This window comes from Eubacterium callanderi (genome assembly GCF_900142645.1).
GTDB lineage: Bacteria > Bacillota > Clostridia > Eubacteriales > Eubacteriaceae > Eubacterium > Eubacterium callanderi.
In genome coordinates, this window is sequence record NZ_FRBP01000007.1 from 209,400 (window position 1) to 226,128 (window position 16,729).

17 protein-coding genes are annotated in these 16,729 nt (G+C 48.6%); all 17 read left to right on the forward strand.

All coding sequences use genetic code 11. From position 1 onward, the window contains the following. Window positions 1–43 precede the first annotated feature (43 nt). The 17 genes from BUC22_RS11195 to BUC22_RS11275 all read left to right on the forward strand — a co-directional run bounded on the left by BUC22_RS11195 (window position 44) and on the right by BUC22_RS11275 (window position 16,725). The gene (locus BUC22_RS11195) at window positions 44–730 is read left to right on the forward strand and encodes a dTMP kinase (protein WP_013382805.1); all 687 of its coding nucleotides are present in this window, start codon (window positions 44–46) and stop codon (window positions 728–730) included. After that, on the forward strand, window positions 717–980 hold the full coding sequence (locus BUC22_RS11200; RefSeq protein ID WP_013382804.1) for a hypothetical protein: 264 nt from the start codon (window positions 717–719) through the stop codon (window positions 978–980). The genes BUC22_RS11195 and BUC22_RS11200 overlap by 14 nt, the downstream gene beginning before the upstream one ends. A gap of 12 nt (window positions 981–992) precedes the next feature. Then, window positions 993–1,955 (forward strand): DNA polymerase III subunit delta', encoded by a 963-nt coding sequence (holB, locus tag BUC22_RS11205; protein WP_013382803.1) that lies wholly within the window; start codon window positions 993–995, stop codon window positions 1,953–1,955. A 19-nt stretch (window positions 1,956–1,974) separates the two neighbouring features. Next, window positions 1,975–2,874, forward strand: a complete 900-nt coding sequence (locus tag BUC22_RS11210; protein WP_070081186.1) for a PSP1 domain-containing protein — start codon at window positions 1,975–1,977, stop codon at window positions 2,872–2,874. Between the two features lie 66 nt (window positions 2,875–2,940). Next, a complete protein-coding gene (locus BUC22_RS11215) occupies window positions 2,941–3,111 on the forward strand; it encodes a DUF362 domain-containing protein (protein ID WP_013382801.1) in 171 nt (56 codons plus the stop codon). A gap of 405 nt (window positions 3,112–3,516) precedes the next feature. Then, on the forward strand, window positions 3,517–4,173 hold the full coding sequence (locus tag BUC22_RS11220) for a sugar transferase (RefSeq protein ID WP_013382800.1): 657 nt from the start codon (window positions 3,517–3,519) through the stop codon (window positions 4,171–4,173). Next, a complete protein-coding gene (locus tag BUC22_RS11225; RefSeq protein WP_013382799.1) occupies window positions 4,170–5,366 on the forward strand; it encodes a glycosyltransferase family 4 protein in 1,197 nt (398 codons plus the stop codon). The genes BUC22_RS11220 and BUC22_RS11225 overlap by 4 nt, the downstream gene beginning before the upstream one ends. Window positions 5,367–5,374: 8 nt before the next feature. Beyond that, window positions 5,375–6,418 (forward strand): polysaccharide biosynthesis protein, encoded by a 1,044-nt coding sequence (locus BUC22_RS11230; RefSeq protein ID WP_073382890.1) that lies wholly within the window; start codon window positions 5,375–5,377, stop codon window positions 6,416–6,418. 10 nt (window positions 6,419–6,428) lie between these two features. Further along, entirely contained in the window at window positions 6,429–7,625 is a 1,197-nt protein-coding gene (locus tag BUC22_RS11235) for a polysaccharide biosynthesis C-terminal domain-containing protein (protein ID WP_013382797.1), read from the forward strand. Further along, entirely contained in the window at window positions 7,582–8,709 is a 1,128-nt protein-coding gene (gene wecB, locus BUC22_RS11240) for a non-hydrolyzing UDP-N-acetylglucosamine 2-epimerase (RefSeq protein WP_013382796.1), read from the forward strand. Before BUC22_RS11235 ends, wecB begins: the two co-directional genes overlap by 44 nt. Continuing rightward, a complete protein-coding gene (locus tag BUC22_RS11245; RefSeq protein WP_013382795.1) occupies window positions 8,709–9,797 on the forward strand; it encodes a glycosyltransferase family 4 protein in 1,089 nt (362 codons plus the stop codon). Before wecB ends, BUC22_RS11245 begins: the two co-directional genes overlap by 1 nt. After that, entirely contained in the window at window positions 9,775–11,088 is a 1,314-nt protein-coding gene (locus BUC22_RS11250) for a nucleotide sugar dehydrogenase (protein WP_013382794.1), read from the forward strand. Before BUC22_RS11245 ends, BUC22_RS11250 begins: the two co-directional genes overlap by 23 nt. Before the next feature lies 1 nt (window position 11,089). After that, window positions 11,090–12,064 (forward strand): SDR family oxidoreductase, encoded by a 975-nt coding sequence (locus BUC22_RS11255; protein ID WP_013382793.1) that lies wholly within the window; start codon window positions 11,090–11,092, stop codon window positions 12,062–12,064. A gap of 39 nt (window positions 12,065–12,103) precedes the next feature. After that, entirely contained in the window at window positions 12,104–13,360 is a 1,257-nt protein-coding gene (locus BUC22_RS21860) for a hypothetical protein (RefSeq protein WP_013382792.1), read from the forward strand. Further along, entirely contained in the window at window positions 13,347–14,540 is a 1,194-nt protein-coding gene (locus tag BUC22_RS11265) for a glycosyltransferase (RefSeq protein ID WP_013382791.1), read from the forward strand. The genes BUC22_RS21860 and BUC22_RS11265 overlap by 14 nt, the downstream gene beginning before the upstream one ends. A 3-nt stretch (window positions 14,541–14,543) precedes the next feature. Then, on the forward strand, window positions 14,544–15,617 hold the full coding sequence (locus BUC22_RS11270) for a glycosyltransferase (protein ID WP_013382790.1): 1,074 nt from the start codon (window positions 14,544–14,546) through the stop codon (window positions 15,615–15,617). Window positions 15,618–15,630: 13 nt separating this feature from the next. Continuing rightward, window positions 15,631–16,725, forward strand: coding sequence for a glycosyltransferase (locus tag BUC22_RS11275; protein WP_013382789.1), 1,095 nt, complete (start codon window positions 15,631–15,633; stop codon window positions 16,723–16,725). Window positions 16,726–16,729 lie beyond the last annotated feature (4 nt).

Below are 16,729 nucleotides of genomic sequence, written 5' to 3' on the forward strand. Positions count from 1 at the left end.
ATATAATAATGCCTGAAATAAAATGAGAAAAGAAGGTTTATCAATGGAAAATAAAGGACAGCTGATTGTCATCGAGGGTGTTGACGGCAGCGGTAAGCAGACACAGACAGAAAAGCTCTACGACCGCCTGAAAAGGGAAGGGCAGCGGGTCATGAAGGTTTCCTATCCCCGTTACGATAAGGCGTCCTCCGCCATGGTGCGGCTGTACCTGTCCGGTGCTTTTGGAAATGACCCGGACAGCATCAGTCCTTATATCGCGTCGACCTTCTATGCAGCTGACCGCTATGCGTCCTATAAGGAGGATTACGAGACTTTTTACAGGGATGGCGGCATTGTGATCGCTGACCGCTACACCACCTCGAATATGGTTCATCAGGCGGGAAAAATCAGTGATCCGGAAGAGCGCGTCCGTTTTATGGACTGGCTGTCAGATTATGAGTTTAATAAGATGGAGCTGCCTGTGCCCGACGCGGTTTTCTTTTTGAATATACCGCCGGAGATCAACTTCAAGCTGATGGAGGGCCGCGCCAATAAAATAACAGGTGAGGCGGAAAAGGATATACATGAAAAAAGCCCAGAGCATCTGCTCCACGCATACCAGAATGCCCTTGAGCTCATTGAAAAATATAACTGGACAGAGATCGTATGCGTCTCGGAGGGAAAGCTCCGCAGCATTGAGGATATACACGAAGAAATATATGAGAGGGTGATGACAAGTGGAACGGTTTGAGGATCGCTACGCGCTTTTGAAGGTAGCCTATTCGGACATGGAATTTGCCGTGACGCGGAGTTTTCTGGAGGCGAACGGCATTAAGGTAACCTCGCGGGAAAAGGGGTTCGGCGGCCCGATCCGCAGTATTTTTATGGGAACCTTCACCACGGCCAACATTGAGATATTTGTGGACCCGGGAGATCTTGAGGAAGCAAAAAAACTGCTAAAAACAGATTTTTCGGAGTTAGCCGAGGAAGAATGGCACTAGGGAGGAGCAGGCATGTTTAAGGCAGTTGTTGAACAGGAGCGGATCAAAAAGCTTCTGGCGGGGAGCATTGCCAATCATGAGGTGAGCCACGCCTATCTCTTTGTGGGAAAAAAGGGCATTGGCAAGACCATGATGGCCCTTGAGTTTGCAAAGGCTCTTTTGTGCCGGGGCGATGAAAAGCCCTGCGGCACCTGCATTCCCTGTGAGAAGATCGAGCACGGAAACCACCCGGATGTTTTGATTACCCAGCCTGGAAAGGGTGAGAGCGCCATTAAAATTGACCAGGTACGTAAGCTCATCGCCACGCTGCCGGTCAAGCCGTTTGAAAGTGAGCTGCGGGTCAGCATTATAAAGGGCGGCGATAAAATGACGCCAGAGGCTCAGAACGCCCTGCTGAAATCGCTGGAGGAGCCGGAGCCCCATAATGTTTTCATCATCACAGCGGAAAACCTGGAAAAAATGCTGAACACCATCCGTTCACGCTGCCAGGTCCTGGGCTTTGAGCCGGTCTCGGATGCGGGCATCCGTGAGATTTTGAAACAGAAGGGCTGTGCCCCGGGCGAGGCCGTAGATCAGGCCATCTACAGTTGTGAGGGGTCCCCGGGAAAGGCTTTAGAATTTCTTGAAAATACCGAGCTGGAAAGCTTAAAAATTGAGGCACTCAATGTATTTTATGCTATACTTAAGGGAGATACCTTTAAGGCGTTCGCTTTCAGTGAAAAAATAGGGAAGGATAAAAACGCCAGTGCTGAGGTCCTGAATTTTCTGCTTGTCTGGTTTCACAGCATGGCGCTGTTTCTAGAAGGCGCGGAGGATGAAGGAAATCCTTATTACAGCTGGCAGGTAAAATACGCTTCGGTTTTGACGCCGCGTCAAAACAGCCGGATCGCAGAGATCCTTTTTGAGTTTATGAACACCCTGCAGTATAATGTCAACCTGAGGCTGCAGTGGGAAAGCGCCCTATTAAAAATATAAATTACAGGAGATACTATAGATGGCAAAATCAGTGGTTGGAGTCCGATTTAAAAAAGTCGGTAAAATTTATTATTTTGATCCGCAGAATCTGGAAGTAGAGCAGTACGACCATGTCATTGTCGAGACGGTCCGCGGCGTGGAGTACGGCGAGGTTGCCCTGGGACCGAGGGAGATTGAGGATGATTTGATCACAGCGCCCATCAAGCCCGTTATAAGGAAAGCCACCGATAAGGATACATCGGATTTTGAGCGGCTGAAGCGCAAGGAAATTGAAGCAAAGGATATTTTTATCGAAAAGGCAAAAGCCCACAAGCTTGAGATGAAGCTCATTGATGTGGAATATACCTTTGACAAGAAAAAGGCGATCTTTTACTTTACGGCCGACGGCCGCGTGGATTTCAGAGATCTGGTCAAGGATCTGGCAGCGGTGTTTAAGGTGCGCATCGAGCTGCGCCAGATCGGCGTCCGGGATGAGGCCAAGATTTTCAAAGGGCTGGGCGTATGCGGGAGAACCACCTGCTGCGCTCAGTGGCTGGGCGATTTTACCCCTGTGTCCATTAAAATGGCCAAGGAGCAGAACTTATCGCTGAATTCCACCAAAATATCAGGTATCTGCGGCAGGCTGTTGTGCTGCCTGACCTATGAACAGGAATTTTATGAGGAAGTCACCAAGAAGATGCCAAGAGTCGGCCAGCAGGTCATTACGCCGGACGGCGAGGGCGAGGTGTTTAAACTGAGCATTCTCGAGGAAACGGTCTTTGTCAAAATGCAGCTGGAAAAGGATGAAACCGAAGTCCGAAAATATCTGTTAGCGGATATTCAGAAGAAAAAGCAGGAAAAAAAGCCGGAGCGTAAGCCCGAGCGGAAACGCGAAAAAAAATCCGAAAAAAAACCTGAAAAAGGCAAAAAAGATAAATAATTGTCTTGCTTTAAATCAAGAATAAGATATAATAAAATAAATGTTGTTCAGAAAGGGGTGTATTAAATGGCTTACAAAATCACAGACGAATGTATCGCTTGCGGTTCTTGCGCAGATCAATGTCCAGTAGAAGCAATTTCTGAAGGTTCTATCTACGAAATTGATGAAGCTTTATGTACAGATTGCGGCGCTTGTGCTGATCAGTGCCCAGTAGAAGCAATTGTACCTGAAGACTAATAAGAATACAATGATGAAGAATATAAAAAACGCCATTCTTTAAGGGATGGCGTTTTTTATATTCTTTTTTTGTTTTGACCAGGATTTCATTGCTCTGTAAACTTTAAGGGATTCTTCAGCTATAAAGCTAAAATATTTTTTTTATACTTTTTTTATATTTTAAGGATATTCCCAAAGATAATCATACGCATTTCTGGCAAAAACTGTCACAAACAGGTCAATTTTCAAACGTGAAAATTGTCAAAAGCTATATAATCAAAGAAAATATACTTTATAATAGAATATGCTGTATATAAAAAAGATAGAAAAAGTTGTTTTTCGCTGAAAGGATATTTTTGGCAGAAAAGAGTAACTTTTTAAAAAAGATGAAAGCAAAATGCAAATCAGAGAAAGGGTGTGGGGGGAATGGTCTATAGATGCTATATAAAAATACTAATTGATATTTTTGTAGCAGTGCTATCGCTGATCGCTTTGATGCCGGTGTTTGGTGTTATCGCCGCTGCTATTAAGTGGGACTCGGAAGGACCGGTGCTTTTTAAGCAGAAACGCTGCGGACAGTATGGGCGCACCTTTCTGATCTATAAATTCAGAACAATGTATAAAACTGCTCCATATGACAGGCCGGTGAAAGAGCTGAAAAATCCAGAGCAGTATATCACCAGAACCGGGCGGGTGCTGCGCAGGACAAGTCTGGACGAGCTGCCTCAGATTTTTAATATGATAAAGGGAGAGATGAGTTTAATTGGTCCACGTCCGTTTCTCTTGGCGGAGGGGGAGGTGCTGGCTGCCCGTGAAAAAGCTGGCATAACAGCAGTGAGGCCGGGGATCACGGGCCTGGCACAGATCAATGGACGCAACCTCATTAGCAATGACGAGAAAGTGGTTTTTGACAGGAAGTATGTTGAAAATATCTGTTTTCTTACAGATGCAGCCATTTTTTTCAAAACGATCCGTTATGTTATAAAACGACAGGATATTTATGAAGGGATGCTGGAGGAGGAGTGCCAGAAGTTGGGGCAAGCGCCAAAAACGTTCCGGAAATGGCAGGAGGACAATCAATGAGAATTTTTATGGTGAGTCCACATTATTACCCGGATACATTCCAGGTTACTGCCCTTTCAGCAGCACTTGTGAGGCGGGGACATCAGGTCAGGATATTGACTGGACTTCCGGATTACACAACCTCCCGGGTGCCAGAGGCATATCGGTATTTTAAGAATCGGAGGCAGTGGATTGATGGGGTGGAGGTGGTCCGTATACCGGTGATTGCTCGGAGAAGCGGTGCTTTCTTCCGCTGTATGAATTATCTTTCCTTTGCGCTGACAGCGGCCATTTATTGTCTGTTTATGCGTTGGCAGTTTGATGTGATTTACGTGTACGGGATCTCGCCGGTGACAGTGATTTTTCCTGCTGCTGTGCTTAAAAAGATTTCAAACAAGAAGCTGTTCTATTATTGTATGGATATATGGCCAGAATGCGTGAAGGTTTATGGCATCGGGGAAGGGAGTCTTTTTTACAGCATAATCAGCTGGCTTTCCAGAGGTCTTTATCGCCAGTGCGACCATATTGCCGTTACATCAAAGCCCTTTATCGACTATCTGCACTATGTCAATGATGTTCCCTTTGAAAAGATGGAGTACCTGCCTCAGGAAGCCGGTGACGATTATTTATCACAGGATTTAACTACAGAGCCGGATGGTATAACGAATTTTGTGTTCATGGGAAATATCGGAAAGGCTCAGGATGTGGCTTGTATTATTGAAGCAGCAGACAGGCTGAAGGGAACTCCCGGTTTTAGGATTCATCTGGTGGGGGATGGGTCGGACGCGGAGCGGTGCCGTGTGCTGGTTCGTGAAAAGGCTCTGGAAAATCAGATACTGTTCTACGGCAGACGTCCTCACGAGGAAATGGAAGATTACTACCGGCTGGCGGACGCCTGTCTGTTGACTCTCAATGGGGATACGGCAGTGGGATTGACACTTCCAGCCAAGCTCCAGGGATATATGGCGGCGGGGAAGCCAGTGATCGCAGCTGCAGACGGCGCTGTCCGGGAGGTGATTACAGAATCCGGCTGTGGTCTTTGTACTGGGGCCGGCGATGCGGAAGGTCTCGCGGAGCTGCTGCTGCGGTTTATGGAAAATACGACGCAGTACAGCAGCTGTGGCGAACGGGGACGCGCGTACGTCAAGAAGCATTTTACAGAAGAACGGCATTTAAACCAGCTTGAAAAACAGCTGGGCGAATTAATACAATGAGGTGAAAGATGTTAAAAAATAAGACACTGATGATTACAGGAGGAACCGGGTCCTTTGGCAACGCGGTGCTCAAACGTTTTTTGGCTACAGATATTAAGGAGATCCGGATTTTCTCCAGAGATGAAAAAAAACAAGATGATATGCGCAGGGCTTACGGAAACGAAAAAATCAAATTCTATCTCGGGGATGTCCGGGATAAGGCAAGCATCCAACACGCTCTTTACGGTGTGAATTATATTTTTCATGCTGCGGCCCTGAAGCAGGTGCCCTCCTGTGAGTTTTTCCCCATGGAGGCGGTTAAAACCAACGTGCTGGGGACAGACAATGTGCTGACCGCCGCCATTGAGGCTGGAGTAAGAAAAGTTGTCTGCCTGTCAACGGACAAAGCGGCTTATCCCATCAACGCTATGGGAACCTCTAAGGCCATGATGGAGAAAATGTTTATGGCGAAATCCCGGACGGTGGCTCCAGAGCGCACGGTTATCAGCGGAACCCGTTATGGGAATGTTCTGTGTTCCAGAGGGTCTGTGGTGCCTTTGTTCATTGATAAACTAAAGGCCGGTGAGCCATTGACAGTGACGAACCCGTCCATGACCCGCTTTGTCATGAGCCTTGAGGAGGCGGTGGAACTGGTGCTTTTTGCCTTTGAGAACGCGGATCCGGGGGATATCATGATTCCCAGGGTACCGTCCTGTACCATCGGCACACTGGCTGAAGCAGTTCAAGAGCTCTTTGGGGTAACCAGGGAAATCCAGACAATCGGTGTGCGCCACGGAGAGAAATTTCATGAAACACTCCTGACACGGGAGGAGGCATCACGCGCCATCGACCACGGGGGCTTTTTCAGAGTGCCCATGGATCAGCGTGACCTCAATTATGAAAAATATTTTTCGGAGGGGGAAACGGTAATTGCTGAGGAATTCACCTCAGACAGTGCAGAAATACTTAATGTGGAGCAGGTGATGGAAAAACTGAGGAACCTGCCGTATATTCAGAATGAGCTGGCGCAGTGGTACATCCAGAGCGGCAAGCACATTCGGCTTACAGCCTAGGAGAATAAAAATGAAGATACTTGTAACAGGAGCGGGAGGTTTTATCGGAAAAAATCTGGTGGCCGCATTGGAACATGTGGGCGTTTCTGGCAGTTGTCCAGAACTGGGGCAGGAAATTGTGAAGGTTCTGTGCTTTGGCCGAGAGTCGGAAAAGAAAACTCTTGAGCGCTATACCGCCGAGTGTGACTTTGTCTATCATCTGGCAGGGGTTAATCGGCCGGAAAAGCCCGAAGCTTTTGAAGAGGTCAATACTGGCCTGACCTGCGAATTGCTTTCTCTGCTTGAAAAGCACGGCAACAAAGCCCCGGTGGTACTGGCATCCTCAGTTCAGGCTGAAAAGGATAATCCTTACGGTAAAAGTAAGAAGAAAGCCGAAAGACTGGTGACACGTTACGGCAGGAAAAATGACGTTGAGACCTTTATTTACCGCCTGCCTAATATTTTTGGAAAATGGTGCCGCCCTTATTATAACAGTGTAGCCGCCACTTTCTGCCATCAGATCAGTCGGGGGCTACCGATCCATATTAATAACCCGGAAGCGGTTTTGCAGCTGGCTTATATCGATGATGTTATTACGGCAATGCTGGGCGCACTGACTGGAGGAGATCACCGTATTACAGAAACCTATGAGGTGACAGTGGGCAGTCTTGCCGAGAAGATAGAAGGTTTCAGAGAAAACAGGGAAAAGCTGGAGGTACCGGATATGGCAGATCCTCTGACCAAAAAACTTTACTCGGCTTACCTGACCTACCTGTCGGTGGATAATCTGAGCCAGCCGCTTAAAACCCATACCGATGCCCGGGGTGCCTTTGCGGAGTTCATTAAAACACCAGACCGCGGACAGCTTTCAGTCAATATCACAAAGGCAGGCGTGACACGCGGAGACCATTGGCACCACACAAAAAATGAAAAGTTCCTGGTGGTCAGAGGAACTGGGCGGATAAGGCTGAGACGGCTTGGAAGTGACCGGATTTTGGAATATCCGGTATCTGGTGAGCAGCTGGAGGTGATGGACATACCCGCGGGTTATACCCACGCGCTGGTTAATGACGGCAGCGAGGATATGGTTACGCTGATCTGGGCTTGTGAGATATTCTACCCACAGCAGCCAGATACCTACTCATTGGCGGTAGAACCAGAAATCATAAAGGAGGTAAGGGGGAATGAAAAAGCTGAAGCTCATGACGATTCTCGGAACACGGCCTGAAATTATCCGGCTGTCAGCAACGATAAAAAAATGTGACCAGTATTTTGACCATATTCTTGTGCATACCGGACAGAATTGGGATTATGCCCTGAACCAGATTTTTTTTGAGAACCTGGGGCTTCGCGCTCCAGACCACTATCTGGACAGCGCAGGAGAAACGCTGGGCGAAACAATGGGGAATATTATTGCCAGAGCCTATGAAGTAATGGTGCGCGAAAAACCTGACGCCCTGCTGATTCTTGGTGATACAAATTCCGCCCTGTCGGCCATCAGCGCAAAAAGGCTAAAAATACCTATTTTTCACATGGAGGCCGGGAATCGCTGCTGGGACTGGAATGTGCCGGAGATGGTCAACCGGACCATTGTGGACCATATCGCAGATATTCACCTGCCCTACACAGAGCACTCAAGACGTTATCTGCTGAGGGAGGGAATCGATGGAAAAACCATTTTTGTCACCGGGAGCCCCATGCGTGAAGTGTTGGAGGAGCATCGGGAAGCCATCAGGGTATCTGGGATTCTTGAAACACTGGGGCTGGAGAAAAGCGGTTACTTTCTGCTGTCTACCCACCGGGAGGAAAATATCGATGAGGAAAGGCATTTTCTCAGTCTGATGACAGCCGTCAACCAGCTGGCAGAAAAGCATCAGCTGCCTGTAGTCTATCCGACGCATCCCCGCAGCCGTAAGATGATTGAAAAACGGGGATTTGTATTTCATCCATTGGTAAAATCCATAAAACCTCTGGGCTTTTTTGACTATAACAAGCTACAAAAAAATGCCCGCTGTGTCCTGTCAGACAGTGGCACCCTTTCAGAGGAAAGCGCATTGCTGAATTTTCCTGCAGTGCTGATCCGGACATCGACTGAACGCCCGGAGGTGTTTGACAAGGGGACTATGGTCATTGGCGGCATAACCACAAAGGAAATTGAGCAGGCTGTTGAACTGGCAGTACAGATGGCTGAAAACAATGAACCTCTGGTCATGGCAGGGGATTACACAGACACCAACGTCAGCGTCAAAGTCGTCAAGCTGGTCCAGAGTTATACCGCCATTGTAAATGAAACAATCTGGAGGAAAAAATAATGAGACTTTGTTTAATTGCCCCCATACCGCCACCTTATGGCGGCATTGCCAACTGGACGCGGCTGATCAGTGAACACATTGAGAAAAAGCAGCAGGATATTGAGTTGAATATTTTAGATACCGGCACTGGAAGAAGGACGACCGAGGGGAGGAGCCTCTGGGACCGCGTGGTGGTCAGCGGCATAAAAATGCTGGGACTGAAGCGACGCCTAATCCGTGAAATAAAAAACAAACGGCCTGATGTCATTCATCTCACCACCAGCGGGAGCCTTGGCCTGATCCGGGATGGCCTGCTTCTGAAAACCGCGCGGAAAAACAGTATTCCCACAAACTACCACATCCGTTACGGCAGAATCCCACAGCTTGAAAAGGAGCATTCCGGGGAATGGAGGTATCAGCTGAAGGCCTGCCGGCTGGCTGATCGGGTAATTGTCATTGATTCTAAAAGCTATGCCTGCCTAAGACATTACTTGCCAGAGGAAAAGCTGTCTTATGTGCCAAATCCTATCAATCTTGAGGAACTTCCTGATCCCGGGGAAAAAAGAGGCCGGAAGATTGTTTTCTTGGGATGGGTGACACGGGAAAAAGGAACCTGGGAGCTTCTCGAAGCCTGGCAGGACTTAAAGCAGGAGTACCCAGACTGGATACTGGAAATTATAGGGCCTTTTCAGGAGGATTTTGCCAGGACTTTAAAAAGAAAATTTAGCTTTGAAGGCGTTGAGCTGGTTGGTGAGCTGCCGCACACTCAGGCAATAAAACGCCTGAATGAGGCGGAAATTTTTGTTCTGCCAAGCCACACTGAGGGGTTTCCAAACGCAGTTTTAGAGGCGATGGCATTGGGAAAGGCTGTTGTTGCCACCAGGGTAGGGGCCATACCAGATATGCTGGAAAACTGTGGCATATTGGTTGAAAAACACAGTCCGGATAATCTCAGGAAAGCCCTTGATGGACTGATGGATAATGCTGTGCTGCGGCAGAAGCTTGGTGACAGGGCCTTTGTGAAAGTGACTAATCAGTACAATCTGGAAAAAGTGATTGAACTGTACAATGAGATATGGAGGAATAATGAAACATTATGCAGCGCTTAAAAATAGAGAGACAAAACTATCTGTTATCGGACTGGGCTATGTGGGCCTGCCTATAGCCGCGGCTTTTTCAAAAAAGGTACCTGTCATCGGCTTTGACACGAACCAGAAAAAAATAGAAGTTTACAGGCAAGGTGAAGATCCCACAAGGGAAGTAGGTGATGAGGCGGTCAGGAACTGCTCTGTGGATTTCACAGGGGATGAAAAAAGGCTGGGGGAAGCGCGTTTCCATATCGTCACTGTGCCCACTCCGGTCAGGCGTGATAAAACACCGGATCTTTCTCTGGTAAAGGCAGCCAGCCGGATTCTTGGCAGAAATCTGAAAAAGGGTTCGGTGGTAGTCTATGAAAGCACGGTTTATCCTGGCGTTACCGAGGAAATCTGTCTCCCAATATTGGAAAAAACCTCTGGCCTTAAATGTGGAAGGGATTTTAAGATTGGCTATTCACCAGAGCGTATCAATCCTGGAGATAAGGTACACCGGCTGGAGAATATTGTCAAGATTGTATCCGGCATGGACGCTGAAACTCTGGATACAGTGGCGGAGGTTTACAGCATGGTAGTAGAGGCTGGTGTGCACCGGGCAGAGAGCATCCGGGTAGCTGAGGCGGCTAAGGTTATTGAGAACAGTCAGCGGGATATTAACATCGCCTTTATGAATGAGCTGTCTATCATGTTTAACAGGATGGGTATTGACACAAAGGCCGTTCTCGAAGCCGCAGGCACCAAATGGAATTTTATGGAGTTTACCCCTGGTCTGGTGGGCGGTCACTGTATCGGAGTAGATCCCTACTACCTGACCCATAAGGCAGAGATGTTAGGCTACAAATCTCAGGTGATCCTCTCCGGGCGCCGGATTAATGATAGTATGGGCTGTTATGTGGCTGAAAATGCTGTGAAACAGCTCATCAAAAAGGATGTGACTATTCCGCAGGCCCGTGTGGGGATTCTGGGTTTTACATTTAAGGAAAATTGCCCGGACAGCCGGAACACTAAGGTAATGGATATCATCAGGGAGCTCAGGGAATATGGCATTGAGCCAGTGGTGTGTGACCCCGAGGCCGATCCCGCGGAGGCCAGGGCTCATTTTGATATAAAGCTTTCAAATATCACTGATCTTGAGGAGCTGGATCTTTTGATCATCGCGGTGGCACACAGCCGCTTTAAAGAATTACCCCTTGAGGAGCTTAACCTGTTTTTTAAAAATAAAAAGAAAAAAATCCTTTTTGACTTGAAGGGCGTTTATGAAAAAAAGGACTGTGAAACGCAGAATTATACTTATTGGAGGCTTTAAGATGGGATATAAGCATTTGATATTTCCGAAGGGAAGTCGCTTTCTGGTGACAGGCGGGGCGGGCTTTATTGGCTCCGCTGTCTGCGAGGCACTGCTTTCCATGGGCTATTTTGTCCGCTGTCTGGACGATCTGTCAACTGGAAGTAAAGAAAATATCCGGCCCTTTTTTAATAATCCCGGCTTTGAGTTTATAAAGGGGGATATTCAGGATTATGACATCTGTCTGGAGGCATGTGGAGGAATAGACTATGTCTCGCACCAGGCGGCTTGGGGCAGCGTGCCCCGCAGCATCAAACTGCCGCTGCTTTACGAGGGCATCAATGTCAAGGGAACACTGAATATGCTGGAGGCGGCAAGACAGAAGGGCGTCAGGCGTTTTGTTTATGCTTCGTCCTCATCGGTTTACGGCGATGAGGAGAGACTCCCTAAAACAGAAAGCCAAATGGGAAACTGCCTGTCGCCCTATGCCCTGACCAAGAAAACGGCGGAGGAATACGCAGGGCTATACACCAGGCTTTATGGCCTTGAAACCATCGGATTCCGCTATTTTAATGTTTTTGGAAAACGCCAGAATCCTGAAGGCGTTTACGCTGCGGTTATACCGAAATTTGTCAAAAGCCTGATGGCTGGCGAGGCACCCCGGATCAATGGCGACGGCAGCCAGTCCAGAGATTTTACCTATATTGAAAACGCAGTGGAGGCAAACCTGAAGGGAATGCTGGCACCGAAGGAAGCGGCCGGAGCCGCATACAATATTGCCTGCGGCGGCCAGATCAGCCTGAACAGGCTGTATTATACCCTCTGCGGACTTTTGAACCGGGAGCTGCCCCCGGTTTACGGACCAGAGCGTCCGGGAGATATTCGCCATTCCTGTGCGGATATTACAGCGGCCAGGGAATTGCTGAACTATGATCCGGATTACAGCTTTGAGGATGGTATTGAGAAAACCATTGAATGGTACAGGGAGCATATATAAGACGGACACGAGAATTCACAAAGGACTGCGAGGCGGTAAATGCCAAAGAAAATACCGGTACGAAAAGCCATGGTCTATCTGATCTTTTTTATTCTGATGATCAAGCAGCTTTACAGTTACGCAGGGATGGGCTATACACTGATTGAAAACAGCACCTATGGCTTCCAGCAGCTGCCGAGGATTGGGGGTGTCACCATCGCTCTGGATTACCTGGCGCTGGCACTGCTCATCACACTGTTTTTGGTGGAATACCCCAAAATTATCCGGAAGCTGACTGAGCTTGGAATGACCGCGCTGCTGGTCATGACCGGGGCAGTGGTGTGCTGGGCGTTTATTACCCTCATACGTTATGGGGCAAAGACTGTTTTGTACTCGGAGACCACGCCCGAGGTCTATCTGACCATTTTGGCAGTGGTGGTAGGTGTGGACGACAAGCTCTATGGAAGCTTCAGCAGAATAGCCCTGCGCATGGGTGTTTTCTCTCTGGCGGCCAGCCTGACTTCCTATCTGCTTTTTCTTAGTAAACACCCCTCTGGACTTATGGGGAATACAGCGGCCCTGATCCTTTATGTCCAGGGCTTCTGGCTTGTGGTTATCGGCAGCATTGATTATTTTAAGAAAAGGAAAAAGAGAGCTTTCATTTGTTTTCTGATGACCATATGTATGGTGCTGGCGCTTCTGTTTAACGCCAGAAGCTACGTGATCCAAAGCCTTATCTGGACGTTGGTGTTCCCTTATATCACGACACAGAAGGGGAAACGGGGGCGGTTCAGGGGCGTCTGGGCAGCTGTGGTCATCGGAGGACTGGCTTTTGCATTTGTGGCAAACTTTGAGCCGCACCTGTTTGAGACTTTTATGGAAAAAACCGACCGGGATACCCGGTCTTTCCAATATATTGAGCTTTTTTCCCAGACCAATCTGAAGGACTTTCTCATCGGGCAGGGTTATGCTTTTCAGTACTACTCACCGACGATGGGTGGCTTTTACAGCTATATTGATAACGGCTACCTGTTTTTGATGATGCGTTACGGTATTTCCATTTGCCTGCCTTATGTACTGCTGTTGGTTATGGGGATTTACAACAGCCTTTTTTACAACAAGGAACGGCTGGTCCGGGGGTACAGCTTTGTGCTTATCATGTGGATGTGCGCTCTCGGCGGGCTGTCTGTATATACAATGCTGGTCTTTGATATTAAATGTCTGGCCATCGCAGTCGTTATCGGGCGGTGCCTTGCTATTCACCGGGAAAAAAGAAAAAAATCAGAGAAGGGAGCAAAAACAGATGCCAGACCATAAAATTTTATATATTATCCGCTGCGGACTTCCCGAAAGCGCGGCTGGGATTCGTGTTTTCCAAATGGCGCGCCTGCTTCAGAAAAACGGATATATTGTGGATTTTCTCTGCGCGGACCCTGTGGCTGCCGAAGGTGCGGCGAACCATGGACATGACCAGCAGACCGGAGACCGGGTTTACAGCTATCAGGGCTTTCGCTATTTTGTGCCAGAGCCCTCTGAAAGAGGCAGATTCAGAAACCTTGCTGAGCTGGTCACCGCCGAAAGGCTCTGCCGCCGGGTGAAAAAACACCAGTGTGCCGAAGGATATGATGTGTTTGTTTTGTACAATGACCCCGGCCCGCTGACCTGGAGACTGAGAAAATACTGCGCGCAGCAGTGTGTCCAGCTTATCGGGGACATTACCGAGTGGTATGCGCCGCGAAGCAGAGGTAAAATTGGCGAGCGGCTGATGCCTTTGATGGTCGGCCACCGAATACGGAGGCTGGACAAATGCTGTCTCGACGGAGTGATAGCGGTGAGCCCTTTTTTATATGATTATTACCGCAGAAAAGGCATGAAAACCATTTTTATTCCTCCGCTTATGCAGGGCAGCGGCCAGCAAACAGCTGTTAAGTACCATTATTACACACATCCGGTTATCAATCTGGTTTATACGGGCTCACCCGGGGAGAAGGATCTGCTGGTGCCGCTGTTTGAGGCAGTGGAACACCTTAACCGGAAAAAGCTGCGGTTTCGGCTGGACATCGCGGGTGTGGGAGAGGAGTATCTGAAAGTGGTATGGAAACATGGAAGCTACAGTGAACTGGGCATTTTTGCTCATGGCAGAGTCAGCCGCGAGGAGGCCCTTCTCCTTGGATATCGGGCGGATTTCTGTGTGCTGCTTAGAAAAGCCAAACGTTATGCCCGGGCAGGATTTTCCACCAAAATGGCTGAGTGCATGAGCAGCGGCACAGCGATGATCTGCAACGATGTATCCGGGCCGGAGCAGCTGCTGGTGAATGGCCGGGAGGGTTTTGTCATCGCGGGTCTGGAGGAGCTTGAAGCGATGTTGGAAAAGGTTGCGGGCATGGAGCAGAACCGTATTAAAGAGATAAAAGAAGCGGCCCGGGAAAAAGCAAAGGTGCTTTTTTCGCCAGCGGCTTACGCGGCTCCGCTGCTTAAGCTGATGGAAAAGAGGTAAAAAATGAGGCTGTTAATTATCGTGGATGATTACAGTGGCGGCGCGGGAAATATGGCGCAGCTGCTGGCATTGAATGGAAAAAAGCAGGGTCTTGACGTGAGCCTGTTGCCGCTCTGGGTAAAGTCGCGTCCCCGGTATAACCTGAGTGGGATTAAATGTTTTGAAAACCGTGCGGCAAACCTAAAATCAAGGGTTCTGAATCTTCTGAGAGCCATGGTTTTTATCCGGAGAACGGTGGCGGCTGAGGATTTTGACGCAGTGGTCTCCTTTATCACCAACAACAGTATACTGGCTGTTTTTGCTCTGCTTGGGAAAAAGATGCCGGTGATCGCCTCGGAAAGGTATAATATCAAAGCCCGGATACCTGAAGGAATGTGGCGGCTTCTGATGCGGCTTGCCTACTGCAGAGCCTCCCGTGTGACGGTACAGTTTGAACATTTCCGGGATTTTGATAAAGGCCGCTTCAGGCATAAAACAGTGGTGACGCCGAATATCATACAGGCGGCCCCGGCGGTCAAAGATTACCGGAGACAGGAGGATACCCCGGTTATCCACTTCGTCTCCTGCGCCCGCCTTGTCCCGGTCAAAGGGCTTGATACGATGATTGAGTGTTTTAAAAAAATTCATGACCATAATCCCCGGACACAGCTGAATATTTACGGCGAGGGGAGGGAAAGAAAATACCTGCAGGGGCTGGTCATCCGCTATGGACTGGAGGACACGGTGCTGCTGAGAGGAAAGACCAGCAACCCTTGTGCTGAGCTTGTAAAGAATGATATCTATCTGATGACCTCAGAGCAGGAGGGATTTCCCAATGCTCTTGGGGAAGCCATGGCTGTGGGACTGCCCTCAGTAGTTTTTGAATGCCATGAGGGCATCAGAGACTTAGTGGGGGCAGGCGGTTTTGCCGTACAGCCGGGCGACCAGCAGGAATTTATGAAGAAAGCTTTATTATTATGCCAAGACAGCGAACTTCGGGAAAAGATGGGGAAGGAGGCTCTGAGCAGATTAAAGCGCTACCGTCCGGAGCGGGTTTTAAAAATCTGGAAGAAGTGTATCGGGGAGGCCATCTGCTGAGGAGGTTTAACGAATGAAAATTTTATGCTTTATCGATAACCTGGGGTCTGGCGGCGCCCAGCGGCGCTTCACGAATTTGGCGGTGCTGTTCAGAAAAGCGGGGCATCAGATCTCCTTCCTGACTTACAGCGAGGGTGATTTTTTCAAAAAAACTTTGGATAAAGCCGAAATTCCTGTGACAAAAATCAGCGTCCCCTCCAAGGTTTTTAAATTTTTACAGATCATCCGTTTTCTCAGGAATTTTGACGGTGACGTGGTAATTTCTGTGATGGAGTCCCCTAATGCTCTGGCCTGTCTGGCAAAGATAAAGTCAACGGGCTGGAAGCTGATCACAACGGAAAGCAGCAGCCGGGAGCAAACTTTCCAGTCGTTCAAAAGAAAGGTGGCAAACCGACTCGAGCGCAGAGCAGACGCTAAAATTTGCAATTCAGAGAGGGCGCGCGGTATGTGGCTCAGGCATTACCCGGATTATGCCGATAAGCTGAAGGTAATCTATAATCCCGTGAGCCTGACCGGATACGGTCAGAAAAGGTCTTCTGAGGAGCAGGAGGTTGTCCGGCTTTTGGTCGCCGCAAGTTATCAGCCAATAAAAAATGTGGTCGGGGTGATCGAGGCGGTCCACACTCTGCCAGAAGCTGTCCGGAAAAAGCTGAGAATTGACTGGTATGGCAGAAAGGAAGCCATACGGGGAGATGATCAGACCTACCGCAACGCGGATAAAAAGATTATAGATTATGGTCTGGAAAAAACAATCCATCTCCACAGCGAGACGCCGTTTATTTATGAAAGGACGGCTGAGGCAGATGCGGTCGCACTTTTCAGCAAGGCTGAAGGCCTGCCTAATGTAATCTGCGAGGGGATGTGCCTTGGGAAACCCATTGTCATGAGCTTCGTCTCAGACTACAGGGTTATTGTGAACGGCAACGGGATCTTGTGCGATCCCCATGAAGTGCCATCAATGGCAGAGGCACTCATGAAAATAGCTGGAACCTCAGAGGAGGAACGGCGCATAATGGGGCAGAAATCAAAAGAAATGGCCCAGTGCCTTTTTGATCCAGCGGTGATCCGGGATCAATGGCTGGCGGTAATGGAAAATGAGATGAGGTGATGGC

Excerpts from the sequence above, each read along its gene's own strand:
- BUC22_RS11195 (WP_013382805.1), top strand. The coding sequence starts at position 44 with ATGGAAAATAAAGGACAGCTGATTGTCATCGAGGGTGTTGACGGCAGC.
- holB (WP_013382803.1), top strand. The coding sequence starts at position 993 with ATGTTTAAGGCAGTTGTTGAACAGGAGCGGATCAAAAAGCTTCTGGCG.
- BUC22_RS11210 (WP_070081186.1), top strand. The coding sequence starts at position 1,975 with ATGGCAAAATCAGTGGTTGGAGTCCGATTTAAAAAAGTCGGTAAAATT.
- BUC22_RS11215 (WP_013382801.1), top strand. The coding sequence starts at position 2,941 with ATGGCTTACAAAATCACAGACGAATGTATCGCTTGCGGTTCTTGCGCA.
- BUC22_RS11220 (WP_013382800.1), top strand. The coding sequence starts at position 3,517 with ATGGTCTATAGATGCTATATAAAAATACTAATTGATATTTTTGTAGCA.
- BUC22_RS11225 (WP_013382799.1), top strand. The coding sequence starts at position 4,170 with ATGAGAATTTTTATGGTGAGTCCACATTATTACCCGGATACATTCCAG.
- BUC22_RS11230 (WP_073382890.1), top strand. The coding sequence starts at position 5,375 with ATGTTAAAAAATAAGACACTGATGATTACAGGAGGAACCGGGTCCTTT.
- BUC22_RS11235 (WP_013382797.1), top strand. The coding sequence starts at position 6,429 with ATGAAGATACTTGTAACAGGAGCGGGAGGTTTTATCGGAAAAAATCTG.
- wecB (WP_013382796.1), top strand. The coding sequence starts at position 7,582 with ATGAAAAAGCTGAAGCTCATGACGATTCTCGGAACACGGCCTGAAATT.
- BUC22_RS11245 (WP_013382795.1), top strand. The coding sequence starts at position 8,709 with ATGAGACTTTGTTTAATTGCCCCCATACCGCCACCTTATGGCGGCATT.
- BUC22_RS11250 (WP_013382794.1), top strand. The coding sequence starts at position 9,775 with ATGAAACATTATGCAGCGCTTAAAAATAGAGAGACAAAACTATCTGTT.
- BUC22_RS11255 (WP_013382793.1), top strand. The coding sequence starts at position 11,090 with ATGGGATATAAGCATTTGATATTTCCGAAGGGAAGTCGCTTTCTGGTG.
- BUC22_RS21860 (WP_013382792.1), top strand. The coding sequence starts at position 12,104 with ATGCCAAAGAAAATACCGGTACGAAAAGCCATGGTCTATCTGATCTTT.
- BUC22_RS11265 (WP_013382791.1), top strand. The coding sequence starts at position 13,347 with ATGCCAGACCATAAAATTTTATATATTATCCGCTGCGGACTTCCCGAA.
- BUC22_RS11270 (WP_013382790.1), top strand. The coding sequence starts at position 14,544 with ATGAGGCTGTTAATTATCGTGGATGATTACAGTGGCGGCGCGGGAAAT.
- BUC22_RS11275 (WP_013382789.1), top strand. The coding sequence starts at position 15,631 with ATGAAAATTTTATGCTTTATCGATAACCTGGGGTCTGGCGGCGCCCAG.